Source organism: Citrobacter sp. RHBSTW-00017 (assembly GCF_013797615.1).
GTDB classification, from domain to species: domain Bacteria; phylum Pseudomonadota; class Gammaproteobacteria; order Enterobacterales; family Enterobacteriaceae; genus Citrobacter; species Citrobacter braakii.
In genome coordinates this window covers 824,788-849,958 of sequence record NZ_CP056899.1, presented here as the reverse complement: position 1 = coordinate 849,958, position 25,171 = coordinate 824,788, and the positions used below count along the sequence as shown (strand labels likewise).

At 50.0% G+C, this 25,171-nt stretch carries 20 protein-coding genes and 1 pseudogene; 1 reads left to right on the top strand and 20 read right to left on the bottom strand.

Features of this window, described 5'->3' with window-relative positions; translation table 11 throughout:
• Nucleotides 1-3: 3 nt before the first annotated feature.
• The 13 genes and pseudogenes from vgrG to HV037_RS04030 all read right to left on the bottom strand — a co-directional run bounded on the left by vgrG (nucleotide 4) and on the right by HV037_RS04030 (nucleotide 18,592).
• The gene (gene vgrG, locus HV037_RS04090; protein WP_103284231.1) at nucleotides 4-2,397 is read right to left on the bottom strand and encodes a type VI secretion system Vgr family protein; all 2,394 of its coding nucleotides are present in this window, start codon (nucleotides 2,395-2,397) and stop codon (nucleotides 4-6) included.
• A 55-nt stretch (nucleotides 2,398-2,452) separates the two neighbouring features.
• The gene (locus tag HV037_RS04085; RefSeq protein WP_016157455.1) at nucleotides 2,453-2,854 is read right to left on the bottom strand and encodes a hypothetical protein; all 402 of its coding nucleotides are present in this window, start codon (nucleotides 2,852-2,854) and stop codon (nucleotides 2,453-2,455) included.
• Nucleotides 2,855-2,860: 6 nt separating this feature from the next.
• Nucleotides 2,861-3,553, bottom strand: coding sequence for a hypothetical protein (locus HV037_RS04080; protein WP_049268749.1), 693 nt, complete (start codon nucleotides 3,551-3,553; stop codon nucleotides 2,861-2,863).
• A gap of 470 nt (nucleotides 3,554-4,023) precedes the next feature.
• Nucleotides 4,024-4,670 (bottom strand): annotated as a pseudogene (locus HV037_RS04075) (hypothetical protein).
• An 86-nt stretch (nucleotides 4,671-4,756) separates the two neighbouring features.
• The gene (tssH, locus tag HV037_RS04070) at nucleotides 4,757-7,378 is read right to left on the bottom strand and encodes a type VI secretion system ATPase TssH (RefSeq protein WP_103284232.1); all 2,622 of its coding nucleotides are present in this window, start codon (nucleotides 7,376-7,378) and stop codon (nucleotides 4,757-4,759) included.
• Nucleotides 7,379-7,539: 161 nt separating this feature from the next.
• A complete protein-coding gene (gene tssD, locus HV037_RS04065; protein ID WP_003024437.1) occupies nucleotides 7,540-8,031 on the bottom strand; it encodes a type VI secretion system tube protein TssD in 492 nt (163 codons plus the stop codon).
• Between the two features lie 16 nt (nucleotides 8,032-8,047).
• Nucleotides 8,048-9,712, bottom strand: coding sequence for an OmpA family protein (locus HV037_RS04060; protein ID WP_016157461.1), 1,665 nt, complete (start codon nucleotides 9,710-9,712; stop codon nucleotides 8,048-8,050).
• Between the two features lie 3 nt (nucleotides 9,713-9,715).
• Nucleotides 9,716-10,357, bottom strand: coding sequence for a type VI secretion system protein TssL, short form (gene tssL, locus HV037_RS04055; RefSeq protein WP_016157462.1), 642 nt, complete (start codon nucleotides 10,355-10,357; stop codon nucleotides 9,716-9,718).
• 5 nt (nucleotides 10,358-10,362) lie between these two features.
• Nucleotides 10,363-11,700 (bottom strand): type VI secretion system baseplate subunit TssK, encoded by a 1,338-nt coding sequence (tssK, locus tag HV037_RS04050; protein WP_016157463.1) that lies wholly within the window; start codon nucleotides 11,698-11,700, stop codon nucleotides 10,363-10,365.
• A 23-nt stretch (nucleotides 11,701-11,723) separates the two neighbouring features.
• Complete coding sequence (gene tssC / locus HV037_RS04045) at nucleotides 11,724-13,253, bottom strand: type VI secretion system contractile sheath large subunit (protein WP_049041445.1); 1,530 nt, start codon at nucleotides 13,251-13,253, stop codon at nucleotides 11,724-11,726.
• 65 nt (nucleotides 13,254-13,318) lie between these two features.
• Complete coding sequence (tssB, locus tag HV037_RS04040) at nucleotides 13,319-13,816, bottom strand: type VI secretion system contractile sheath small subunit (protein WP_181500190.1); 498 nt, start codon at nucleotides 13,814-13,816, stop codon at nucleotides 13,319-13,321.
• A gap of 471 nt (nucleotides 13,817-14,287) precedes the next feature.
• Nucleotides 14,288-16,150: a bifunctional glutathionylspermidine amidase/synthase gene (gene gss, locus HV037_RS04035; RefSeq protein WP_103284233.1), complete on the bottom strand. Its 1,863-nt coding sequence runs from the start codon at nucleotides 16,148-16,150 to the stop codon at nucleotides 14,288-14,290.
• Nucleotides 16,151-16,303: 153 nt separating this feature from the next.
• Complete coding sequence (locus tag HV037_RS04030) at nucleotides 16,304-18,592, bottom strand: FdhF/YdeP family oxidoreductase (RefSeq protein WP_103284234.1); 2,289 nt, start codon at nucleotides 18,590-18,592, stop codon at nucleotides 16,304-16,306.
• A 218-nt stretch (nucleotides 18,593-18,810) separates the two neighbouring features.
• Between HV037_RS04030 and yghU the strand changes: the two genes are divergently transcribed.
• The gene (yghU, locus tag HV037_RS04025) at nucleotides 18,811-19,677 is read left to right on the top strand and encodes a glutathione-dependent disulfide-bond oxidoreductase (RefSeq protein WP_016154488.1); all 867 of its coding nucleotides are present in this window, start codon (nucleotides 18,811-18,813) and stop codon (nucleotides 19,675-19,677) included.
• A 50-nt stretch (nucleotides 19,678-19,727) separates the two neighbouring features.
• Here yghU and hybG read toward each other — a convergent pair whose 3' ends face one another.
• The 7 genes from hybG to hybA are packed head-to-tail and all read right to left on the bottom strand — an operon-like array spanning nucleotide 19,728 to nucleotide 25,170.
• On the bottom strand, nucleotides 19,728-19,976 hold the full coding sequence (gene hybG, locus HV037_RS04020) for a hydrogenase maturation factor HybG (RefSeq protein ID WP_003024459.1): 249 nt from the start codon (nucleotides 19,974-19,976) through the stop codon (nucleotides 19,728-19,730).
• A 30-nt stretch (nucleotides 19,977-20,006) separates the two neighbouring features.
• Nucleotides 20,007-20,348 (bottom strand): hydrogenase maturation nickel metallochaperone HypA, encoded by a 342-nt coding sequence (hypA, locus tag HV037_RS04015; protein WP_049041438.1) that lies wholly within the window; start codon nucleotides 20,346-20,348, stop codon nucleotides 20,007-20,009.
• Nucleotides 20,341-20,829 (bottom strand): hydrogenase-2 assembly chaperone, encoded by a 489-nt coding sequence (gene hybE / locus HV037_RS04010; protein WP_016154490.1) that lies wholly within the window; start codon nucleotides 20,827-20,829, stop codon nucleotides 20,341-20,343. The genes hypA and hybE overlap by 8 nt, the downstream gene beginning before the upstream one ends.
• Complete coding sequence (locus HV037_RS04005) at nucleotides 20,822-21,316, bottom strand: HyaD/HybD family hydrogenase maturation endopeptidase (protein ID WP_016157468.1); 495 nt, start codon at nucleotides 21,314-21,316, stop codon at nucleotides 20,822-20,824. The genes hybE and HV037_RS04005 overlap by 8 nt, the downstream gene beginning before the upstream one ends.
• Nucleotides 21,316-23,019, bottom strand: a complete 1,704-nt coding sequence (gene hybC, locus HV037_RS04000) for a hydrogenase 2 large subunit (RefSeq protein ID WP_003024476.1) — start codon at nucleotides 23,017-23,019, stop codon at nucleotides 21,316-21,318. The genes HV037_RS04005 and hybC overlap by 1 nt, the downstream gene beginning before the upstream one ends.
• Complete coding sequence (gene hybB / locus HV037_RS03995) at nucleotides 23,016-24,194, bottom strand: Ni/Fe-hydrogenase cytochrome b subunit (protein WP_016154492.1); 1,179 nt, start codon at nucleotides 24,192-24,194, stop codon at nucleotides 23,016-23,018. The genes hybC and hybB overlap by 4 nt, the downstream gene beginning before the upstream one ends.
• Entirely contained in the window at nucleotides 24,184-25,170 is a 987-nt protein-coding gene (gene hybA / locus HV037_RS03990) for a hydrogenase 2 operon protein HybA (RefSeq protein WP_003828357.1), read from the bottom strand. Before hybA ends, hybB begins: the two co-directional genes overlap by 11 nt.
• Nucleotide 25,171: the final 1 nt, after the last annotated feature.

Below are 25,171 nucleotides of genomic sequence, written 5' to 3'. Positions count from 1 at the left end.
CCATTAACCCAGCGTCACGGTAGGGCTTTGCGTACCACCAGCAGCATCAATGGCGGTGGCGCAAGGATCCGGTAACTCTATGCTAGCATTCAATGTTGCAGGAGCCATTTTCTGAATTCCAATACTCTTTACGCGAACATTGCCTGGCGCCCCTACTTCTATTTCACCATCTTTAAGCCTGATATATGCACCGCCACAACTGAGTACTAACTCTGTCGCTGCGGTAATAATCACCTGCTCATCTTTGCTGGCTATACTCAACATTTTCTTTGCCATGAGATCCATTGCATCTCCCTGAGCCTGAATCTCCACTTTTCCTTTGCTGGCAAAAATTTTAATCCCCATCCACTGAGCGAAAAGACTTATTGTTTCTTTCACACCAAGGCGGAATTTTTTAGCGACACTGACATCCGCGTCCGCTCCAGAGGTTACAATGATATTCTCACCTGATGAGAGTTGGATACTGGCGGGAGTCACCTGAGCGATACCGGCAGGAGCAGAAAAAAGTAAAGCCTGTTTCTTGAGGTCTGTCATAGACTCCATCAACAATGCTTTTTGCCTCTCGATATCAGCCAGTTCTGCTTTCGCTTTTTCTGCCGCAGAATGAATACCTTTCGCATCCTGAAGCGCAGCTTGTAAGTTCGCTACTGCTTCATGCATATCTAACTGCAAACCTCCAGCTAATTCCTGACGATCGGCGCTGATAAAAATCCCCTTCCCTGCCCGAATAGCTCCCCACTGGTCTGTACGTAGTTCAAAGCCCTCTCCCCGCATCGCGCGCTGCACATCCACGTTATGCCCCAGGTTCAGCTGCGTCTTCCCGCCGTACTCAGTGCTGAGCTTGATGTGCTCCTCGCCCCGTTTGTCCTCCATGCGCAGTTTGTTATTGGCGGGCGTGCGGATGACGTTGCGGGTGTGGTTTGCCTCCGTCACGTGGTCAGGATGTCGGGAGTCATGCAGCGCATGGGCGATGTAGGGCCGGTCCGGATCCCCTTCATGGAACGCCACCGCCACTTCTGTACCCTGTATCAGCGGGAAGTGAATACCGTAGGTGTCGCCGCCATAGGGTTTGGCAAGGCGTACTGGCATACTTTCGTAGCCCTGTTGTTTATCATCACGATCCGCATCAAACTTAACCCAATAAAGCCCGCTCTGATTCAAATGAGCATATTCATCATTCTTTTTCGGGCTTGAAACACGTGCCATTAGCGTGCCGCTAATCACTGGCCGCGGTTTTAGTGGAGGTCTCCAACAGCGCGTTTCACTGTAAACGGTCGCCATCAACACCACTTGTAGTGCTTCCTTTCGGCTTGCGCTGAATGAAACCGCCGTAACAAGCAAGCTGTTACACACACTGGCAGGAAGCGTTGGGACAGGTGTGGATTCCGTAATATTCAGGACCTGAGCCGGGCTGAGGCTTACATCGGTTGATAATCCAGTGATTGTGGCTTGTGAGGAGAGATAACGCTCATGTTCCAGACGAGCCCAAAAATTCCCTGTCTCAGGCGATGGAGATACCTTATCACCCGTTTCAAGATGGCGCGGGCGATAGTGGTAAACATCCCCGTAAGTCACCCCGTCACCGTCACCGTAAGTCATATCGGCTTGTGCAGAAAATAATATTTTCTGTGCCTGACGATGGTTATAGTCCCCAGCAGTAACCGATGCCTGCACCGCAGACTGGTGGAACTGAATATCCCAGACTGAGTCGATACCATTGTCATTCATTCCGGAGGGACTATTCAGCGGTAATGTTTTGCCAAACTCCCATGCGCTTTGTTTATCAGCAAAATAGATCACTTCAGTACCAGCATCAGGCTGAAGCCTGAAGAAGAAGAATATTCCCACTTCAGAGAGCAAACGTTCAATAAAAACCAGATCGCTTTCGTGATACTGATTAATTTGCTCTCGTTTTGGATATTCCATTGCCAAATCAAAATTATATTCCCAGTCTTTTAAACCATGCTCCTGTAAAATTTGACTAACAACGTCCGGAACTGACATATTTATAAAAAAACGGTGCGTGCGAAATTGATTTTTCAACAACGCGACAAAAGGTTCAATGATTAACTGATAGGTTGCCTGGTCTTTTGAACCACTTATACGATGGAAAGATGTCACAATACCATGTACCACTTTTCGGGCAGTTAACTCACTTAACCTCCCTATTCCCATGGTCAATGTAGTCGATTTTCTAAGTATCGACTCTGCTGCAATGTCTTTATCATTGCTGGAAAAATGAACTACATATCGATACAGCGAACTCATTTCCTCCGTACCACTAAAATTAATAACATCCAGTACAGACTTGCATGAAGGGATATACAATTGATAACGGTTTAACGTATTTTCAGATATAAATGACATCCTACCACCCAGTGATTCGGACATTCCCATATATTTAACCCTTGTAATTTTATAAAGAGCTATTTTCAGAAAGTAAAAGTTACTCTCAACGCATTGTCTTTATTAAAACAACTATATCCGCTTTCTTATTTGTGACAATGGAAAAAGTAAATCGAAGATTATCGCTAGATATCCAAAGCTCTTCCCTACCATTATCACTATAATCATAAAGATGAAAACCAAGACCTGTTAGATAATTACGAATAACTTCTGCATCACCACCGTGAAAAATAATAAGATTTGTTTCCCGAGTACTTCCCTCAGGAGAAATATATTCGAAATAATAATTATTTGAGATCCTTGGGGCCTGCTTGATATCAACATCTGTGTAGAAATAGTAATCAAAAAAATCACTTTCCCGATATTCTAATTTATCTGGCCAAGGTATTAAAAGAGGTGACAAGGAAATCAAAGCAATAGTCACCAGTAATATTTTATAGTAGCTCATTACCATTCACCTCGACAAAAATGAATAATAACCGCCATCCCCGCTGATCACTTGTACCCGACCAGAAGTGAAATCACTCCACGGCTGCACCCATGTCATAAACGAAGGCAAACTCCCTTTATAGGGTTTATGAACAGCACAATTATCAGACGGGTCTGGAAACAGTAATGGTAAAAATCCTTTATTCTTATAATTGCCTATCGGCCCATAAAAATCCCATCGATTCAGTGCTCGCTCTTTACTGACTAACCTTAGTCTTGACTGGTAGTCTGAGGGAAGAATTGCCCTGTAGAAGCCTAAAAGATCAGAGGTAAGATCCTCTCCGCTAAAACCACTGTCGGTATACCAACTAAAACACCAATTAGCTTGCAAACTTTCAAACACGCGCGCCGTCGTCATCATCATGGCCAACGCAACGCTGTTTTTCTCACATGCAGATAAACCTTGTTTGATACGCCACTTAACAAACTTTCCTGTACCAAACTGGCGATGGTATACAAACATTTTTTGGCTATAAGTGACTTCATAATAACCATCACAGCCTGATTCACCTCGTTTTATATCTATCATCAGGTTTTTGATATCACTTCCCTGTGCATGGCCTATATCTATCCATCCCAATATTTCGCTATAAACAAGCCCTGTTTTACGAGTCGATGTCCACTCAGAAGGTTCAATAATATCGTTACGTTTACTCATTATTAGCTCTTAACTCAAACTCAATACTACAAGTAGATCGGACAGAATAATGGTAGAGAACGCTTAACTGCTCCAGCCCCTCAAAACGCACCACATCCAGTGCATGCGGGCATGAAGGAATCGTTAAGCTGTAGCGGTTAAGCGTGGGCCGTGATGTTGTTAGTTCCATATTCATAGAGTTAACTCCATTTAATTAAATATATTTACGTACTTATAAAACCATAATAATACTGACCAACACAATTTCCCATTAACTAAAAAATCACAGATAATCATCCCAATTACTACGCACATGAGGCCAGCCAAATCTCATCATAAAATACCCTAAAACAATCAATAAAATATTTCCCGCGCCCCATAAATATCGAAACGCATCGTTAGAAACAAAAAAAACCAAATAGAAAAGGCAATGCCAAACATGCATAATAGATTACCCATCAGATATGAAAAATAATACATTAAATATATTACTATTTCTCTAAACTTCCCAGACCTTCCAGAAAACATTGGCAAACCTCATTAAAAAAACCTCATTTGTATTGTGAAGCTCAATTGCTTTTTCAAAAGGTGAAACAAGATCTTCTATCAGAAAATAAAGCAGATCCAGGTCTCCCATATCTTTCAATTTTTGGTAATGGCCAGGACTCCTTGCAGCAAGATAGCGAGATGTATAGATTGCCCTGGATACCTCCGCTCCCAACGTAAGAAGCGAGCCTATACAAGCACCTGAAAAAAATGCCGTGACCAACCGATTAGAAATAACATACCCAATTTTAACGCCAGTTAGCTCTGAAAAAATCATCCTTCCGGCACTATCCCCAACTATTTTTTCCACCATTAAAGAAAAATCCAGTCGAGAAGAAAAATCATTAATAAAAACCCCAACAACCTGACCTATCAACTCCTTATTAAACCCCACTTTATTAATAAGTCTGGCAAACCTGTATTTGTCATCAGCATTCGCTCTGTGATGTTCTGTATCCATAAAATCATAGGCCAGATATCCCATACTCACCGGAAATGATATAAGCCCTTTTGTCAAAGCAGCTATAAATCCAGAGTCATCAATGTTAATAGCTTCGAGCATATCTTTGGCAAGCTCTTTAGCACCATCCATATTTAGTCCTGTTGCGCAACGCATATCCCAGTACAATATAAAACCCAGCATTAGTCTTATCTCTGGGTTTTATTTTTCACTCGTTATCAATTATCAATTATCAATTCAATTCCCTCTTCATCACTCCAACTCAAAGTGAGCTGCTGAGGTTTTTGCTGCCGGGAAAGATACGTTAACAACTGCTGGCTGAGCACTGGCAAGATTTGTTGATTCAGCAGGCTATCAATATTCCTCGCCCCCGTATCCGGTAGCAGGCAAGCGGCTGTCAGGGCATCAAAAAGGTTCTCAGATATCGTCGTAGTGATGCCGTAGTGACGCAGTAATCGCTGTCTAACTTGATCCAGTTTCATTTGTACAATCGTACGTAACGCAGGTTCACTGAGCGGATGGTAGATAATAGTCTGGAAGCGAGCCAGTAGCGCCGGCTGGAAATGATCGCGCAAGAGGGGGCGCAGCAGCTCGTGCAGATCGGACTCCGTGGTTTCCGGCTGTTCTTCCAGCATCTGCATCACAGCGTCGCCGCCAAGATTGGAAGTCATCAAAATAACGGTGTTGCGAAAATCAATTTCTCGGCCTTCACCATCTCGCATGAAACCGCGGTCAAATACCTGGTAAAACAGGTTTATGACGTCGCGATGCGCTTTTTCTACTTCATCCAGCAATACCACGCTATAGGGGCGTTTTCGCACTGCTTCAGTCAGGATCCCTCCCTGACCATAACCCACATACCCCGGAGGTGAGCCCTTGAGTTGGCTCACGGTGTGCGACTCCTGATACTCAGACAGATTAATCGTGATCAGCGACTTTTCACCGCCAAAGAGAATGTCAGCCAGGGCCAGCGCCGTCTCCGTTTTCCCGGTTCCGCTTGGTCCAGTTAGCAGAAAAACACCCTGTGGGCCGTTTTCCGGCGTAAGTCCTGTTTTTGATGCCCGCAACCGCTGTGCGATAGTATTTAGCGCGTAATCCTGCCCGACAACGCGGTTTCCCATCTGGGTTTCAAGCGTCAGCAAGTCTGTCTGGGAGTCCTTCATTAGTGAAGACAACGGTACACCGGTCCAGTCGGCGATCACCGTAGCAACTGTACGCGCGTCTACATCCGGAAACAGTAAAGGATGGCCCTGCTGAAGCACACTAAGCTGTTGCTGCAATTCAATCGTTTCCGCCTGACGAGAAATATCACGGCGGCTGGTCAGCAGTTGCTCAGTGAGCGCTATTTCCTGGCCATACTGGGTTTCCAGTTCATCAAGCTCGACAAGCAGGCGATTTTCATGCTGTTCAATGCTGGCCAGCCTTTCATCATGCTGACCATTTCCTACTGCGAGGTCTGCAAGCAACGCCTGTTTTTCAATTTCAAGCGCGGTGATCTCCGACTTCAAGCGCGTAAGGGGTTCAGGAACGGTATCAAGGCACATCCGTACTCTTGCACCTGCGGTATCCAGCAGGTCGACGGCTTTGTCGGGTAATTGCCGCCCGGTAAGATAGCGGCGAGAGAGCAGAACAGCAGCTTTAACCGCTTCGTCGGTGATGTGAACGCCATGGTGTTCTGCATAGCGTGATTTCAGACCACGCAGCATTAAACAGGCAGTGTCATCATCCGGTTCATCCACTTTAACCATCTGAAAACGCCGCTCCAGCGCAGCATCTCGCTCAAAATACTGTTTATATTCGCTCCATGTGGTCGCTGCGATGGTTCGCAATTCACCTCTGGCCAGAGCGGGTTTTAGCAGGTTGGCTGCATCAGCTCCCCCCGCCTGATTACCGGCCCCAATGATGGTGTGTGCTTCATCGATAAAGAGCAGAACAGGAGTTGGCGATTGCTGAACGGCATCAATGATATTTTTTAAACGCTGCTCAAACTCACCTTTCACTCCAGCACCTGCCTGCAACAGCCCAAGATCCAGCGTTCGTAAGGTTACTGTTTTCAGGCTATCCGGCACGTTACCTTCAGCAATACGCAGCGCCAGTCCCTCCACCAAAGCGGTCTTGCCGACGCCGGGTTCCCCAACCAGAATTGGATTGTTTTTTCGACGACGAGATAGCACATCCACCATTTGCCGAATTTCATTATCACGACCAAATACCGGATCGATATCACCGGCACGCGCTTTCGCGGTCACGTCTAATGTAAATTTATCGAGCACACCTTGTAATGCGGGCGACAAAGTCGACTGGGCCAGATTTCGACCCGGTTCATCATCAGAGGTAAACTGCGCCAGAGCGGCCTCTTGCTGTCTTTCAGGACGTTCATCCGACTGAACATTTAATAGCGGCAGGAGCCGTTCCAGTTGAGTATGTCCTGCGCTCAGAAGAGGCCACAGGCCGTCACACTTCAGTAGCGAAGGCTTTCCCACCAGCGCCATCAGCAGATGCACACCACGTATCTGCGAATTTTCATCCGTTGCTGCACACAGCCACGCTTGTTGCATTAAAGAGAGGAGTACATCAGACAACTGCGGGCGGCTTTTTACGGAACGAGGCTGAACATCCAGATGCGCCAGCAGCGACTGCCAGAGATTGTCGATATCCCATTCATAACGACGTGCAATGACAGTAATATCTCCCTCCCCCTGTTCCAATAGCTTCAGTAACCAGTGTTCGGGAGTGATTTCTGCATGCGCACGCGTTTGGCATAACGATGCCGCCGCTTCAAGCGCCTGAGCACAATAGGGGTTGAGACGTCGTAATAACACTGCTGACTGGTGTTCCATTTGCTTCCTGACTCCCTGTATTCAGGCACGCTACCGCCCGTGGCCGTAACCCAATGCCCATAAGGTAATAGTGACGTTGATACTCTCTGCTAAATCCCCGTGCCGGATACTCAGCAGAGGGCATAAAAAAACGGATGAGGAAATCCTCATCCGTTAGTGCGTTATGCGGTGGTACGCTCGTTCCAGGCGTCAGAATGGATAATGTTGCCATCCTTATACGTCCAGACGATCTTCTCGTAGCGCAGTTCAATCTGTTCCAGGTGGTTATGCTTCTCTTTAGCCGGATCTTTGATGTCGTACATCACAGGATTTACTTTCACCACTTTCACGTTGTGCAGAGTGGTGTTGAAGTATTCCACTTCCTGACCAGCATCATTGATGCGATACCATTTGAACTCTGCCTGACGCAGGGTCTGACCAGTGGTTACAGCCTTGTACAGATACGGGCTGGAAGCATCGATTTCCTTAGTGAAAAGAAACGGGGTATGGATGCGCGTCCCGGTCAACTTACCGGTGTTGTTATCGGTAGGGATGTACAGGTTATGTTCCTGAGCCACTACTTCGATACTGCCCACACGGTCTTTCACATCAACAGAGCCCTTAATATCCGCACCGCCGTCGTCTTTCAGCCAAAGGTAGACTGGAATTGCCATAACTCTTTCTCCATTTTTACTTCGTTAATGCGTCACCGCCTTGCGGTGACGGTTCCTTCATGCCCGACACCCGACAGGCATCAGCCTGCGGTACCAGACTGATCTCTACACGGCGGTTGGCAGCCCTCCCCTCCGGCGTATCGTTGGTTTTGTAGGGACGTAATTCGCCGTAACCCTGAACAGCAAAACAGCTCTCCGCGACGTCACCGGTATCACGCATCCAGTCGCGAACAGATTCCGCGCGTTTGAGAGAGAGCTGCTGATTAGATTTATCGTCACCCACATCATCGGTATGTCCGGCGATGACTATCAGCCAACCGGGCTTGGCTTTGATATTGACCAAAGCTCGAATGAGTACTTTTGTTGAACCCGCTTTTAACGCCCATTCGCCCGTATCAAACAGCGACATACTGTCCAGTCGAACGGTATGCGGGGAGGTCACTTTCGGTTTTTCAGTTGGCAGCCAGTCGCTGATGGCGGCCTGCAAAGGCGGGATCAATCTCATCCCCTGATACAATCCCATTGAAAGAGAAAGGGGCTCACCACGCTGATACCAGCGATCAAGCCGCTGTGCATCACGACGAAGCTGTTCCTGGGCCTGAATCTTTGGCTCGGCAGGATTGCCAGTAAGATGGCGGTATAACATCAGATGATCGTTTGTGATCCTGATGAGATGTTGGTTATTGATAAAGCTGCACGTCATCGCCAGCCCGACAAAAATGCCGCATAGCAGACCGCTTACGCCCAGCGTTCGTTGAAATGCTGTCAGTGCCCGGCGGCGGGATAAAAAAGGCAATGCTAAATCAGGAAAAGGCAGCAGTACGGGCGCTGCTGATGCCGCAGGAGAAAGCGTTGTTTGAACAGTGATATGCCGTTGCCACAGATTATTTTCGTAAACCGCTAATGAGGTGAAACACACAACCCGTAAAGCAGAGAAAAGAGGCGGAGCATGGCGTTCGGTATCGCCTTGCACCTTCTTCAGCCAGCCCAGTAAATTATCTAACCACACTGCATGTGTTAGATGAGAGTGGCGAGCCGGTCGCTCTTCCGAAGAGAAAGGTGCAAAGTCGTCTAATCCCGTAGCTGACTGCACCTCTGCATCCTGAGGGGTTCGAATAAACCAACGTACAGTCTCATTACATTGAGGAGAATTCAGCCAACAGCACAACCAAAACGGCGGTATACCTGATAACCAACGCCGACTCTGGGTTACCACACGCCGCCAACTGAGTAGCATATGCTTAAGCGCATCTTCATCTTTATGCCGTTCTGGGGTCAATGCCAGCATCACGGACACGCGCATTAGAAGCCCCGGGCGCTGCACAGCTATCTGACGAACCAGAGCAATAAAATGTTCCGGGGACTGGACAGATAAATACCAGCCCTGCGAACTCTCGCAAGAATCGCTACGTCCGGCAAACAATGGCTCATTGTCGCCACACACCAGCACGACAGGCCCACTGAAACTCTCCGGAGGGAGCGCAACTTCATGAGCAGAATGCTCAGGCTTCAACCGACCATACAGACGCCAGCCATAAACGATCCCTGGAATGGAAAGCAATAAAACAATGACGGTAAGGCCGCCCCGGATACCCGCACTTACTGGGCTGAATCCCCAGACCAACAGCAAAGCCAGTACGGCCGCCAGCACATAGTTAACGATCCCTCGCAACTGGGCCATGTCTTAACCCTGCCCAATCAGCTGAGCAATCTGCCCTTGTAAGACATGAGAAAATGTTAGCCACAAAGCCCCCAACGCCAGCACGCCAACAATCCATGCCAGCCACCAGCGGCGCTTACCGCCAGAGAAGCCGGACGCCCGCATGATTACTGGTGAATCGTGTTTTAACTTAAAAGGCATCGCCTGAGTTGACAGCGCTTCAAGAACATCTTCACGACGTTCATCACCCTGCTCACGATAGCGACCCACAAAACCAAGCGTGATTGCGCGATAAAAGCAGGTTAATACGGCGGTATCAGGAACGGGCTCGCGCAGTACGGTACGGATGCGCTCCCAGAGTTCTTCCCCGGCATTGGTGGTATTGAAATAGCGTGCCTGTAAGGGTGTCGCAAGCCAGGTGATATAACCGCTATCCTGCCGGTTACGGTTCAACACGCTTTCATCCAGTAACGCACATTGGGTGTAGAGCATATGTTCAACGCTGTGCTCGCTGTACCCCAGGTCACGCAATGCATTACGCGCAGAATCAACCCATTGGCAGGCCCGGCGATAAAAAGCAGCCCCATCGTCGACTTCCAACCCGCCACGTAGTTGGCTTACAGCAAGCCAGGTAGGCCAGAACACCTGATCAATATCCTTATTCATTTATTTCAATCCCTTAATACGGCGAATAACTCGAGTTGGATCTCTCCCAGCGTTCCCGGCACATAGAAGGCGCAATTACCAGCGTCCAGCATGGCCTGAGCTGCTGGATGATTAACCTCAAGAGCAAAGTATTGATTTTCCAGTCGTAACGGGATGGCTGCGGGTACATGCGTCAGCGGTTTTAACGGAATTCCGCTGAGTGCTACATTGACTACATCAGACACGTCTGCCCTGCTCCCCGCTTTACAGAGCTGTGGAAATTGCGTCAGTAGGACATGCGCAGGGAGATCTGAACGAACGGACAGGTAAAAATCAGCGCCTTCACGCAGTCGAACATCCGACAGTGCACCATTCCAGAACTGTCTCTCCTGCGTCAGCTCAATAGCGACAACACGAGATGGCAGGCTGGCTTCCAGCAGTTCCACCAGCAATGCAAACAGTGGAGGGAATACTTGCTGCGGATTTGCGTGCTGGTATGGCGGCACAACGCTGACATCATTTTCTAATGAAAAGGTCAGCAGGCTGCCCGCTAACCGCGCCAGTTCACGCCACAAAAGTTCGGGATGACGGCCTGGGTTTTGCAGCATTTCTCTCAGTACAGGCTCTGAGCTATTAAGCGCATTTAGCAGCCAAAACAACGAAACATCTGCTACCGCAAAATCTGCCATTCGTTCGTTACTTTCACGACGCAAGGCCATCAGACGGCGACAACGGGCCTGGATACGATGCACCAAATCACTGAGAGAATTGATTAATAAGGGGCTGGCTGAGAGTGAAAGCGATGGCGGTAAAAAATCGCGTCCCAGCTCCCATTGCCCCTGAGCATTACGAGTCAGGCAAGCTACCGGACAGGTCAGATAAGCGCTGTTATCATCGTGGGCATACCGGAGGGTGATAGCATGCCGCAGCACTGCCATATCAGTCCGTTCCTGGCCAGAGAGATCCTGCACTGGCAGCCATTCCTGCTGCCAGCGACACGGACGGCTAACGCCGTTGCCTGACGAAAGATTGCCGCCATTAGCCGAAAGCAGCGGCAACGCCAGGACGATATCAACGCTGCTGTAACCAGTAAGATGCGATAAATCACACGCCGGAGGCAGGTTATCTGAAATACCTGTATCCACTAACGTACCGTCAGGAAAACGCACAACCAGATTAACGGGATTCAAACGGGAAACCGTTAGCGCACTTTCATCAAACTCCGCGCTGATGACGCCCCACGGTGATGAAAGTGACATATGAGCCACAACGTCGGCTACATAGGCATCCCAACGTGTCTGTTGCTGAAACTGCTGGGGAGCCAGAAAGGCCCCCTCGCTCCATAACGGGCGATAGATCTTCATCGCACCTCCTGTGCATTGTGTCGTTAAGATTTCGACTTAGGCATTTGTGAAACTAACGACAAACTGACGTCCATACCTTCAACCTGAAAATGCGGAATGGCATACAGGCGCACGCGGAAGAAGCCTGGGTTATCCTCAATATCCTCCACCACAACACGCCCGTCACGAAGCGGGTGTGAAGCCTGCAAGTCATCGCCAGGATCGGTCATTTCGGTTACCAGACTGCGCAGCCAGTTGTTCAGTTCAAGTTCAAGCAGACGGCGATCTTTGGTCGTACCTATATTTTCTCGCTGCAGGATTTTCAGGTAGTGAGCGATACGGGAAAGCAGGAAGATATACGGTAGACGTGAGTTAATCCGGCTGTTAGCCGTCGCTTCCGCTGTATCAAACAGCGCAGGTTTTTGAGCCGAGTTAGCAGAAAAAAAGCAGGCGTAATCACGATTCTTATAATAAGAAAGCGGAATAAAGCCGAGGTTGGCGAATTCAAACTCCCGGGTTTCCGGAATCATCACCTCAGACGGGATCTTCACCTGATTGCCTGTCCCCAGATCGTACAGATGGATAGGCAAGTCTTTAACCGCACCACCCGCCTGTGGTCCACGGATCTGGACGCACCAGCCATTCTTGATAAAACTTTTCACCATGTTCACAGCGAAAGAGAAAGAGGCGCTGGTCCACAGATATTTTTCATGATCCGGGCCCTTAACTTCTTCAACATAGTTAAAACAACGTACCGGCACGGTATCAGGACCATACGGCAGGCGACCCAGTACACGTGGCATAGTTAGTCCGATATAGCGTGAATCGTCGCTATCACGGAATGCTTTCCACTTGATGTATTCAGCTCGTTCGAAATAATCATTGATATCTTTTATGGCCGCGACTTCTTCCATATTTTCCTTCAGGAAGAATTTCGGCCCAACGGAACCAATGAACGGCATATGACAGGCAGCCGACACACCCGAAATATTGCGCAGCAGTGCAATATCCTGTGGGCTGTTATCAAATTCGTATGCTGAAATCATTGCCGCAATGGGTTCGCCGCCAGGCTGATCATATTCTTCAATATAAACATGTCGATACAAACCGCTTTGGATAAGTTCCGGCGCGTCGTCAAAATCATCACGCAGCGCATCCTTGCTGATATCCATCATTTCTACACGGACATTTTGGCGAAAATCGATACCGGTGATCATCGAGTGCACACCACGCCAGAGCGATTCTTGTTTTTGAAATTCAGCATGGTGCATAACTTCATTAACCTGGTCGCTAATCTGCTTGTCCAGACGAGCAATCTGCTCATCCAGCAGCGTTTTATCCAGGCGCTCTACTGGCTGCGCAGCATCCGCCAGGCAAGAGACCAGAACCTGAATAGCGGCGGTCACGCGTTCAGCCGGAGCGGCATCAGAAAGCGCTTCATCGCTCTGCCATGCATCTACATTTTTTAATGTCGAAACCGGGGAAAGATTAATTTTGTCAAAGAGGGATTGATAAACGCTGCGTTCACTGGTCGTGGTGGTCGCGACTGAAGAGGTATGTTCCTGAACAGACATCAACATATTCCTTTTATGATCCTTTACTATTCCTGCCAATTAAGCGGAGGAAACCCTGTATAACGTTAAATCTCTTCTGGCATCATGGTTGCCAGTTCATCACGCAGTTCCTGACTCAGGGCTGGATTTTTGAGGATGATTTCCAGCTCGCGACGAAAAGCAGCGTTATCGAGTAAGTTAGATTTCAGGTCGCGCAGTAAGTTACGCATAGCCAACAGAACGCGTAATTGTGGGATATTTCGTGCGACCTGTTCAGGTTCAAAATCGCGGATATTTTTAAAGGTAAGGTTAATATCGTCAGTTCTGTCTTCACCAGCTAACGTATTTTTAACACTCATATTTACTACTGGTGCGAACTTAGCTAACTCATCATTGAAATTATTTTTATTAATATCAACCTTTTCGCGCTCGGATAATGGTCGTTGTTCTCTACCATTACTGAAATCACCTACAGCCAAAAGTTTTAACGGCAATTCAACCTTTTTCTGAACGCCTCCGGTATGTAAATCTAACTTAATATTAACACGTGCCGTCGGCACTTCATTCTGAAAACTGTCACCCATACGTCCCTCTCAGACCGGCGGTTCCTGCCGATATTTTACATTTCCTAACGGAGCATTTTCCAATCGCTCAACGTGTTTCTTACATCGTCATTTCTGCGGGCAGTCAACAACAACTGTTAATGACAATTAACGATTATAATTAGTATGCTAACGTAATCCGACATATTACCTGAGATAAAATATGATCAATATCACTAATACACCAAATAATACATTAGTATTATTCATCTAAAAACAAAATCAAGAAAGTATATTATCTAATACAAACGGAGGAAATTAATTAACGTTGAAAACATTCATAAAAAGAATGTTTTTGAGCTATAAAATATTAATTAAAGTAATAATTACCATTATATCTATATTCCATGTAACTTATTTAAATATATAATCAGCGTCAATTTAACTACAAACAGAAAAAAGCCGGAGATATACTCCGGCTTTTCGCATTTCAATCAAGAACACGCAAAAATATTACTCTTCCTTCACCACAATCAGCGGCTCGATATCGCTCTCTTTTTTAATCACCAGCGACTCATCGCCGCGCAGGCAGGTCCCCCCATAGTTACCGCCTACGGTGAAGGTACAAACCTGAATATATTTACCGGCAATTTTTGGCAGACACCAAAGCTGCTGATAAATGTTCTTCTGCTCGGCAAACTTTCCGCTGGTTTTATCCAGTAACTCTTCCTGATGGCTCACCAGATCGATGTTGCTGCCACAACGTCCTGCAATAGGTTTCACTGCATAACCGGTTTGCGCCAGCTCTTCATTAACAGTGAAATCAGTATCAAGCAGATAGCGGTGGTGTGGGAACAGTTGCCACAGGATCGGCAGAATCGCTTTATTACCAGGGATCACCGTCCACAGAGGTTCAAAGACCAGCACTTCCGGGCGCAGCAACACGTCGATTAAACGCACTTCCTGATTCGTATGCCCGGTACGAATTGGTACCGCAGCGTACTCCGTTTCACTGACCTCTCGCACCTGCTCAATCGCGGTTTCCCACGCCCAGGTTTTCCAGACGCAGTTCACCAGACGACCGTCCCCGTCAATCAGCTGACCGGCGTCATCCCAACGTAGCTCATCGAGGCCACGCAGAATTTTACTGTCAAACCCGGCCTGACGTAGCGCCTGCTGCATAAACTGAGCGTGGTAGTTTTCCTCTATATCTTTATCCTGCATGATGTGGACAAAAGGACGCGCGCGGCTGTGCTTCCAGGCCCCCGCCAGTTCGTTGATCAATCCTTCAGCTGGGTTGTGTCCCTGTCCTGTATAGCCCTGCTCGGCCCATCTTTCGAGGATCAAACCAGCTTCGGTATGGCACGATGCGGAATCGGCGTTGTACTCATACACCTTCAGTCCGCGTTCATCCATACAGAAATCCATACGTCCCGTAATCATATGATGCCGACGACGCTGCCAGGAAAGGCGCAGACGCGGCCAGAGGATTTTCGGGATATCGAACAGCGCCAACAGGTTGTCATCTTTCAGCACTTTGTCGGTCGCGTGCAGATACATCAGGTGCAGCTCGTTGGTGGCTTTGATCAGCTCCTGCTCTGCACTCTCGGTAATGGTGAAGTACTGATGCGGATCCTTATTAATCACGTGGCCGTTCGCCAGCACGTAGGCTTTCTGCAGCGGATCCTGTTCATCAAGCCATTTACCGTCAAACTGCCCGTTATCTTCCAGTCGCGCGCCGCCAATTTTCAGCGAGTCATTGGCGATCTCCGGCTGCGGCAGGCTGTCACGGGTATCATCGGTCTGGATCATCCAGCCAAGGATGGTGGTGTCGTCAAAGGTATCACGCAAGGTGTAACAACCGTTTTCAACCACCATCTCCAGTTCGCGGGTCCACTGCTGTCCGGGAGGCAACGGCGTATGGAGCACGTTCTGTTCGGCAATACGGATTTTGTTTTCCAGCAACTGGGTGACGACCGCCACATGGCCGGTATCGTTAAACTCACCGCCTTTTTGCCAGATAAGCAGAGCACCGGCTACCGGCGCGCGGGGCGAACCATTCGGAAATGCCTGTAACGGCAGGATATTGTCATTCACCACTTCGCGCAGAAAGCGTAAGGAAAAGATCTCCCAGGCCATGCCTACATCGGTGAAGACCACGCCATAATTAAGGAAGAGAAAGCGGCGTGCGAACTCTACGCACTGCCATTTGTGGCCCATGTATTCGTCGTCGATATAGCTGCGAAATGCCGCATCATCGTCGTAGTCCCGTGGGTCGAGGGAGCTGTAATCTGAAGAGTAGATTGCTACGCCGCCTGGGGCGTAGCCCAATAATGTCCCGAATGGGGCATCCTGACTGGTCGTTCCTTTGCTCATGCACCTTACCTCAAAACAATACAGCCTGAGCAGGTTGGCGTGAATTTTTCGCTCTGATTGCCTGCTCTGCGACACTAACCGGACAGAGGTCGACATCATCATACACCTCAACGCAGCGGCTGGCGCTCAGAGGCGAAAAATTCGCAGCAGGAACTACGCTTTTGTCACGGTGACCGGTACGCTTTTATACGCCGGAGTCAAACTTTGTGTGTCCACCGCATCCAGCGAAAGCAGGACATTCGCTTCTGGCAGATAAGCGCCAATTGAGCCCAGCGCCATGTTGTAAATCACCACCGTCAAGCCGCACATAATACGATCCGCACAGGGCTGGCCGCTGTCGTCCAGCGCCTGAACGTTGACCACATCTCCCTGGCTCAGATCGCGAGTCGCCGCTTCTTCAGCGCTTAAAAACACCACATCCCGACGACCGGTAATGCCACGGTAGCGATCGTTCATACCATAAATAGTGGTGTTGTATTGATCGTGGCTGCGTAGCGTCGCCAGAACCAGTGCATCGGCAGGCTGATTTTCTCGCTCTACCGCCCGCTGATGGCTGACAATAAAGTTGGCTTTGCCATTCGCCGTACGCCATTCACGGCGCGAAGCGGGCGTATCCATACGAAATCCGCCCGGCTCGGCAATACGGGCATTGTAATCGTGGAACGCCGGGATCACGGCTTCAATGGCGTCACGGATCAGCGCGTAGTCCCCGGTTAACGCTTCCCAGTTGATCGGCGAAAGCGGCAGAGTGGCGTGTGCCATGCCCGCCACAATCGCGGGTTCCGATTTTAACCAGCGGGAAGCTGGCTTCAGCGCGCCGCAGGAAGCGTGGACCATCGACATCGAGTCTTCGACGGTCACCGACTGGATCCCCGTCGCCTGAATGTCGCGCTCCGTTCGACCTAATGCAGGCAGCAGATAATTATGCTTTGCCAGCAGCAAATGCGATCTGTTCAGCTTGGTCGCAACATGGACCTGCAGATCCAAATTTTTCATCGCCGCAAAGGTACGCTGCGGCTGCGGCATCGCCACCGCCAGATTGCCACCCATGCAAATGAGCGCTTTTGCCTCTCCCCGTTCGATGGCCCGAATACTCTCCACGCTGGAGCGGCCATGTGTACGCGGCACACGGATAGAAAAATGCGTCTCAAGGCGTTGCAGGAAGTCTTCGGATGCCGCTTCGTTGATCCCCACGGAACGGTCGCCCTGCACGTTAGAATGACCGCGCAACGGGCAGATCCCCGCCCCAGGCTTACCCATATTGCCTTTCAGCAGCAGCAGGTTTACCAGTTGCTGGACGTTCTCAGTACCGTTTTTATGCTGGGTGATACCCAGCCCGTAACAAATAATAGTGGCACGAGATTTACTGTAGCTGTGCGCCAGGTCTTCCATCTGACTGCGCGTCAGGCCCGAGTCCTGTTCCAGCTCCGCCCAGTTATGCTGACGTAAGTCATCATACAGCGCTGCATATCCAGCGGTATGCTCATCGATAAACGCATGATCGAGTGTCGGTTGCTGATCCAGTAAGATCCGCGCTTCATCCATTTCGATCAGCGCCTTCATGATGCCTTTCAGCAGCGAGGCGTCACCGCCCATTTTTACCTGGTAGTAGTCGTTGCTTAGCTGCGTCGACTGACCGGTGAACATCTCTTTCGGGCTTTGCGGGAAACTAAAGCGCTCAAGCCCCCTTTCGTTCAGCGGATTGATAGAGATAATTTTAGCCCCGCGTTTGGCAACGTCGCGTAAGGTGGTCAGCATACGTGGATGATTTGTGCCAGGGTTATGCCCGATACAAATCACCAGATCGCAATGGTCAAAATCGTCAAGTTCAACGGTCCCTTTTCCAAGGCCAATGGCCGGCGTAAGCCCTGCGCTGGTCGGTCTGTGGCACATGTTTGAGCAATCAGGAAAGTTGCTGCTGCCATATTCGCGGGCAAAAAGCTGATACAGGAACGCCGCTTCATTTGACGTTCTGCCGGAGGTGTAAAACTCAACCTGCTGGGGTGAATCATAGCTGCGCAGACGCTCGCCTATCTCCTGGAAGGCGATATCCCAATCCACCGCCTGCCAGGTATCTGATGCTGCATCGTATTTCATCGGATGCGTCAAACGACCGATATTTTCCAGCTCATAATCGCTGTAGTGCCAGAGTGTGGAAACCGGGTGACGGCTGAAAAATTCCGGTGACGCTTTTTTACTGGTTGTCTCCCAGGAGACCGCCTTAACGCCATTTTCGCACAGCTCCATTGGCGCACGGTGCCCTGGGTCCGGCCACGCACAGCCCGGACAGTCGAACCCTTTCACCTGGTTCATTTTGAACATCGCGATAATGTCGCGGGCGACAGCCTTTTGCGAAAACACCGAAGCAGTGACGGCTTTTACCGCGCCCCACCCACCCGCCGGGCCCTGATAACCGCTTACTCCTGGAACACCATTTTTCATTATTACTGCTTATTCACCGCCAATTTTTAATGGTGAATACGGTAGCAATTTCCGTCCAACATTGATTTCCTCTTCATGGAGTACGGAGCGAGTACAATGAACGGGTTAGATTTATCTTCCCCTTTCAGCACAAAGCGACATAAAGTCCCAATCTGTTAAATTGAGTTCTACCTAACTGCTACACTGCATCAACACAACCACTCAGAAGGCAGGTCAATATGTCAGACAATACCTATCAGCCCGCGAAAGTCTGGACGTGGGAAAAATCGAACGGGGGCGCATTCGCCAATATCAACCGCCCGGTTTCCGGAGCCACCCACGAGAAAACGCTGCCGGTTGGCAAACATCCGCTGCAGCTCTATTCGCTGGGTACGCCAAACGGGCAGAAAGTGACGATTATGCTGGAGGAGTTGCTGGCGCAGGGGGTGAAGGGCGCGGAATACGATGCCTGGATTATCCGCATTGGCGATGGCGATCAGTTTTCCAGCGGCTTTGTTGAGGTGAATCCGAACTCGAAGATCCCGGCGCTACGCGATCACTCGCAAAACCCACCGGTTCGCGTATTCGAATCTGGCGCAATCCTGCTCTATCTGGCGGAAAAATATGGTTATTTCCTGCCGCAGGATTTGGCAAAACGCACCGAAACGCTGAACTGGTTGTTCTGGTTACAAGGCGCAGCACCGTTCCTCGGCGGAGGCTTTGGCCACTTCTATAACTATGCTCCGGTTAAAATTGAGTACGCTATCAATCGCTTCACCATGGAAGCCAAACGCTTACTCGACGTGCTGGATAAACAATTGGCGCAACATCAGTTTGTGGCCGGAGATGAATACACCATTGCCGATATGGCGGTCTGGCCATGGTTTGGCAATGTGGTTCTGGGCAACGTCTACGACGCAGCAGAGTTCCTTGACGCAGGAAGCTACAAGCACGTACAACGCTGGGCAAAAGAGATTGCAGCGCGTCCGGCGGTTAAGCGTGGTCGTATTGTAAACCGCACTAACGGACCGCTGAACGAGCAGCTTCATGAACGCCATGACGCCAGCGACTTCGATACTCAAACCGAAGATAAGCGCCAGAACTAAAATAAATTGCCGGATGGCAACCGCTATCCGGCAATTTCATTCAGGATTTGTCACGCGCTGGTGACGTCGTACTCCATGCGGCGAAGTGCGTCTAACGTGGCTTTAGCTTCATCTTCATCAATGATGCTCATGGCGAACCCTACGTGCACCAGCACCCATTGCCCGACCAGCTCAGCTGTATCACCTTCACAAATCAGGGCAATATTGACATCACGTTTGATGCCGCACACTTCAACCTGCGCAAGTTGGTGAATATCTTCACCAACGGCCAGAACCTGACCAGGGACTCCAATACACATATCTGACTCCGCCCCATAGCAACCTATGGGTTATTCGACTTCCATACTTTTCACTTTCAGTGAATCGCCAGCATCAACCCGCAGGCGATCGCCCTGACATTGTGGACACTGCGCATCATGCTGGGTGATTTCCACAACCTGACTGCAATCCCAGCACCATGCCTGGGCTGGCTTGTAATCAATATGCAGCTCACAACCCTGAGCCAGCGTCCCCTGACAGACGATGTCGAAACTGAAACGAACGGCGCTCTCTTCAACGCAGGAGAGCGCCCCGATTTCCAGCCAAACACCGGTTACACGTTTGACACCGTGCTGCTCTGCCTGCTGTTGAACAATCTCAACCGCGCTCTGACAAAGGGACAGCTCATGCATTTTCGCAGTTCCGACGACCCAGCAGCAACGCGCGGCGATTAAGCTGCGGCGCATTCGGATCGCTAACTGGCAGCGATAACAGCATTCGCGCGCAATCGTCAGTCAGACGCATGCCTTCTTGCGCCGACATACTGTGCGAAAGCGGCGACATCAGTGAGCAGGAAAGGTATTGCGATACGCCCTCCAGTTCACCAACGGTAAAGGTCATCTCGCCATACGGCAGACGCAGTCCGATTTTTTCGCTGACTTTACGCACTGGCCAGATCTGGTCCGGTCCGGGGAAAATCAGTGCGCTGAGCATCCAGGGCGTGATAACACACCCCGTCCACTGTCCTTCAAACAGCGTAAATTCAGAGACATATACCGGCATGTTCGGATGCAGGAAAGAGAGATCGTGCATTGAACGCCGGGCAACCTCTTCAAACGCTGCCTGAATTTGCATCTTCGGGGCCGTCTGAAAACCGACAAACTCCTCAGACATGAGCCGCCTCCCGCGGGATCGCTTCAACACCTGATTCGCGAAGCGCGGCAAGAACCTGCTCAAGCGCAGGTTCAATCATCGCTTCAACCGTTGGCGTTAGTCCGATATGCGGCTCCAGCGATTCCGGAATAACACCGACTAACGTCAGCTTTTTCGGAAACTCGCCGGTGAAACGCAGGGCCGACAATACGTCGGCCAGACCAAGCTGGTGCGGTGAGATTTTGTTGGTAAACAGCGCCGGGATCTCTTCATCCCGCAGGACCATCATCGTTCCTGGCGTGTTTTTCTTCGACACAATGGCGTCAGCAATGATCAGATGATCTCTGTTCGCCATATCACCGAGAAGCTCCATCCCAGCCGTACCACCGTCCAGAACATCAACAAAGTCTGGCAGGACGTACCGTTGTTCTAATGCCTCAACGATACGTACCCCGATGGCTTCGTCGGTCAGCAAAATATTGCCGACCCCTAAGACTAATATCCGCATTACAGAACCTTAACTGAGACCACTTCGTTCCCATCAACGTCCACCACATGCACCGCACATGACATACAAGGGTCGAAGGAGTGAATGGTACGAACCACTTCCAGCGGTTTGTTTGGATCGGCAATCGGCGTACCTACCAGCGAGCGCTCATACGGTCCCACTTCATCATTAAAGTTACGTGGGCCAGAGTTCCAGGTTGACGGTACAACCGCCTGGTAGTTGCTGATAATGCCATCTTTGATCACCATCCAGTGAGACAGCATACCGCGCGGCGCTTCGAGGAAACCGACACCTTTAAATTCACCCGTTGCCGGGATATCCGGTTTCACGAAGGTGGTGTGGTCGCCTTTGCCGATGTTCACAATCAGCGCGTTGTACTGATCCTGCAGAACGTTCTGCAGTTCACAGCAGTGAACGGTACGGCCAATAATACGGCCCAACGTAGAGTGCAGCTGTGACACTTCGATAGTTTTACCGGTCAGCTTGGTGTAAATCGCGATGATTTCATTCAGCTTGGCATGGGTAGACTCGCGTTTGGCCGCCAGTTTACACAGCATGTTGGCCAGCGGACCCACTTCAACCGTTTTACCGTAGAAGGTCGGTGCTTTAACCCAGGAGTACTTGCCGTCATCTGACCAACCAGTGTAATCAGGAACCGTTGTGCCTTCCCACGGAGCCTGCGGCGCTTCGTCTTTGTACCACGCGTGTTTCGCACTCTCCTGAATCCCTTTGATCAGGTACTCATCGGAGTGAGAGGTGATCGGACGATAGGTCGACAGATCTTCATTGGTGATGTAACCACCCGGGAACAGGAAGCTGCCGTTTTTACCGTCAGTCGGGAATTCCGGTGCGCTCAGATAGTTAACCGCACCTTGACCACGTTCCAGCCACTCAGGGTAGAACGCAGCAATAACTGCGGTATCAACCTTGTAAACCTGCTCAACGAAGTCGCTCAGCTTATCGATAAAGGACTTGATATACATCAGGCGCTCAAGGTTCAGCACGCCAAGGCCGTCGAGGTTAATTGGGTTAGCAACCCCGCCTACCGCCAGGTTCTGAATGTGCGGCGTTTTACCGCCCAACAGCGCCACAACACGGTTAGCATCACGCTGGCATTCCAGCGCCTGCAGGTAGTGAGCGACCGCAATCAGGTTCACTTCTGGCGGCAGCTGCATCGCCGGGTGACCCCAGCAACCGTTGGCAAAAATGCCTAACTGACCGCTGGCAACAAGGTCTTTGATCTTGTTCTGAACCTTAGTGAACTCTTCTGCGCTGTTCAGGTGCCAGGAGGACACGCCGTTCAGCATGGCAGACGCTTTCGCTGGATCTGCTTTCAGTGCAGAGGTGATATCCACCCAGTCCAGCGCAGAGAGCTGATAGAAGTGAACAATGTGGTCATGCGTGGTGTGCGCGGCCAGAATGATGTTACGGATATACTGTGCGTTCACCGGAACATCAATATTCAGCGCGCTTTCTGCTGCACGAACGGAAGAGATAGCGTGAGTGGTAGTACAAACGCCACAGATACGCTGCACAATCATCCAGGCATCGCGCGGATCGCGGTTTTTCACGATCTCTTCCATGCCGCGCCACATGGTACCGGAAGCCCATGCTTTAGATACCACGCCATTTTCGATTTCGCAGTCGATGCGTAAATGACCCTCAATACGGGTTACCGGATCAATAGTAATTCTCTGGCTCATGCTTTGCTCGCCTCATGACGATTTTGATCGTTTTGTTTTAAAGGAGGAAGTATCGGCAGTAGACGAATGAGTACGATGTATGCACAAATCTCAATAGCCACAAAACCAATAGAAATCAACAGTTCTTCCCAGGTCGGGAAGTAGTGGTAGCCACCACCAGGATTGAACGCGACCAGCGAATAGGACAGACGCCATGTCGCACAACCCAGCAATGCGCTCAGCGCAGACAGATACAGCATGCGCGAGTCGTTACGCAGCTTAGTGACGCGCAGCACCACCAGCGGGAAGACCATCAGCACGACTTCAATCCAGAACATCAGGGAGTAAAGATCGCCTGAGAACGCATAGGACAGCTTGTCGCGATAGATCAGTTCGCCAAAGCGCAGGACCACGAAAATCGCCAACAGCACACTGATGGTATTCGTCAGCTTGATGAACAAACTTTTCTCGTCCGGACCATTACCTTTCAGCCCGGCTTGTACCAACGAGCCTTCAAAGATGACGATCGAGAAGCCCATAATAAAAGCGGTTAATACGGAGAAAAGCGGCAACATTTCATAAGCTTGCCATAGCGGATGCACTTTATAGCCCGCAGAAATCATCAATGAACCCATTGAAGACTGGTGCATAGTTGGCAGCAGAGCGCCAAGGGCAATAATAAAGAACATCACTTTATTCAAACGTTTGAGAGAGACTTTCCACCCCAGACGTTCAAACAGAGCCGGAGCAAATTCCAGCGCCATGATGCCGATATAGATGGTCATGCAGACCGCCGTTTCGAACAGTACCGAGTTCACGTTGAAGTGGCCCGGAATGTAGAAATACGGCAGGTTCCAGTAACGACCGACGTCAATGGTGATCGACAGACCACCCAGCGAGTAGCCAAACAGGCTCGCCAACAGCGCCGGACGTACCAGTGGATGGTATTGTCCTCTGTTGAAAACATACACCGCCCACGCCAGAGCCCAGCCACCGCACGCGAAGCCGGTACCAATCAGCAGGTCAAACGCGATCCATACACCCCATGGGAAACCGCCGTTCAGATCGGAGACTGAGCCCAATCCGAAGACCAGACGTTTCACGATCAGGAGCATACACAGGACGATAAGCGGCCCAAAAATAATGACCGGTTTGCTGATTATTTTTCCGCCCAGCGGTTTAGGATCATGACTCATGATCGTCTCCTCCATCGTGATGGTCGTTTTTCGTGTTACGACGAACCAGCACGGTTAAGCCCGCCAGCGCAGCCAGGGGTAATATCATGCCCTTGTACAAGGAATGTTGAACATGTTCGGAACGCGCACCGGTTGAAAGATCATCCAGTTTCGGCAGATCCAAATCCTCGTAAGGAACGCCCGTCAGTACCATAACCTGTGTACCACCACCCTCTTTCTCGCCGTACAGATGGGGGTAATACTTCGGTACCGTATGCAGATAGGTATCGCCTGCTTTCACCGTCTGACGCGGATAGTGGTATTCGCTGCCAGGCTTCAGCGCGAGACGTTTTTTCGCCTCAGCCATCAGCTCTTCACGCGTACCAAAAATCACCGCACCGGCAGGGCACACTTCAACACAACCCGGTAAACCGCCTTTATCCAGACGCTCAACACCTTTCTGGTTACACAGTTCACATTTGTGAAGCGCACCAAACGGGTTGTTGTAGTCATACTTAGGCACATTGTACGGGCAGGCGACCATGCAGTAACGACAGCCCGTGCAAACATCTTTGTCATAGTGGACGATGCCGGTTTTCGGATCTTTCTTCAGCGCGGAGACCGGGCAAACGGAGACGCAGTTCGGATCGACACAGTGCATGCACTGCTTCTTAATGTATGCGTAGCCGTTTTCTTCCTGGTCTTTGTTGACGCCTGTTCCGCTACGCCACACCTGGATGATGTTATTGGTATACGGTGACAGTTTGTCGTTGTTCGACCAGGTCTGCTCGCCTTCCGGGTTACGCGCCGGGAAGTTGATATCCTGACACTTGGTGACACAGGCCTGGCAGCCTACGCACAGCGTCGAGTCATAGAGCATCCCAAGAGAACCAGGGATCGGCGGACGGTTTTCTGCAGCCGCATGGCTGATGGACGGCGCAGCGCCCAACAGCAATGCCCCGCTGGAGGCTGCTTTAATAAAGTTACGTCTGTTCACG

Excerpts from the sequence above, each read along its gene's own strand:
- yghU (WP_016154488.1), top strand. The coding sequence starts at position 18,811 with ATGTCAGACAATACCTATCAGCCCGCGAAAGTCTGGACGTGGGAAAAA.
- tssD (WP_003024437.1), bottom strand. The coding sequence starts at position 8,031 with ATGGCAATTCCAGTCTACCTTTGGCTGAAAGACGACGGCGGTGCGGAT.
- hypA (WP_049041438.1), bottom strand. The coding sequence starts at position 20,348 with ATGCATGAGCTGTCCCTTTGTCAGAGCGCGGTTGAGATTGTTCAACAG.
- tssK (WP_016157463.1), bottom strand. The coding sequence starts at position 11,700 with ATGAAGATCTATCGCCCGTTATGGAGCGAGGGGGCCTTTCTGGCTCCC.
- HV037_RS04005 (WP_016157468.1), bottom strand. The coding sequence starts at position 21,316 with ATGCGGATATTAGTCTTAGGGGTCGGCAATATTTTGCTGACCGACGAA.
- tssL (WP_016157462.1), bottom strand. The coding sequence starts at position 10,357 with ATGAATAAGGATATTGATCAGGTGTTCTGGCCTACCTGGCTTGCTGTA.
- HV037_RS04030 (WP_103284234.1), bottom strand. The coding sequence starts at position 18,592 with ATGAAAAATGGTGTTCCAGGAGTAAGCGGTTATCAGGGCCCGGCGGGT.
- HV037_RS04080 (WP_049268749.1), bottom strand. The coding sequence starts at position 3,553 with ATGAGTAAACGTAACGATATTATTGAACCTTCTGAGTGGACATCGACT.
- gss (WP_103284233.1), bottom strand. The coding sequence starts at position 16,150 with ATGAGCAAAGGAACGACCAGTCAGGATGCCCCATTCGGGACATTATTG.
- tssB (WP_181500190.1), bottom strand. The coding sequence starts at position 13,816 with ATGGGTGACAGTTTTCAGAATGAAGTGCCGACGGCACGTGTTAATATT.
- HV037_RS04085 (WP_016157455.1), bottom strand. The coding sequence starts at position 2,854 with ATGAGCTACTATAAAATATTACTGGTGACTATTGCTTTGATTTCCTTG.
- tssC (WP_049041445.1), bottom strand. The coding sequence starts at position 13,253 with ATGTCTGTTCAGGAACATACCTCTTCAGTCGCGACCACCACGACCAGT.
- vgrG (WP_103284231.1), bottom strand. The coding sequence starts at position 2,397 with ATGGGAATGTCCGAATCACTGGGTGGTAGGATGTCATTTATATCTGAA.
- hybG (WP_003024459.1), bottom strand. The coding sequence starts at position 19,976 with ATGTGTATTGGAGTCCCTGGTCAGGTTCTGGCCGTTGGTGAAGATATT.
- hybC (WP_003024476.1), bottom strand. The coding sequence starts at position 23,019 with ATGAGCCAGAGAATTACTATTGATCCGGTAACCCGTATTGAGGGTCAT.
- HV037_RS04060 (WP_016157461.1), bottom strand. The coding sequence starts at position 9,712 with ATGGCCCAGTTGCGAGGGATCGTTAACTATGTGCTGGCGGCCGTACTG.
- hybB (WP_016154492.1), bottom strand. The coding sequence starts at position 24,194 with ATGAGTCATGATCCTAAACCGCTGGGCGGAAAAATAATCAGCAAACCG.
- hybE (WP_016154490.1), bottom strand. The coding sequence starts at position 20,829 with ATGTCTGAGGAGTTTGTCGGTTTTCAGACGGCCCCGAAGATGCAAATT.
- tssH (WP_103284232.1), bottom strand. The coding sequence starts at position 7,378 with ATGGAACACCAGTCAGCAGTGTTATTACGACGTCTCAACCCCTATTGT.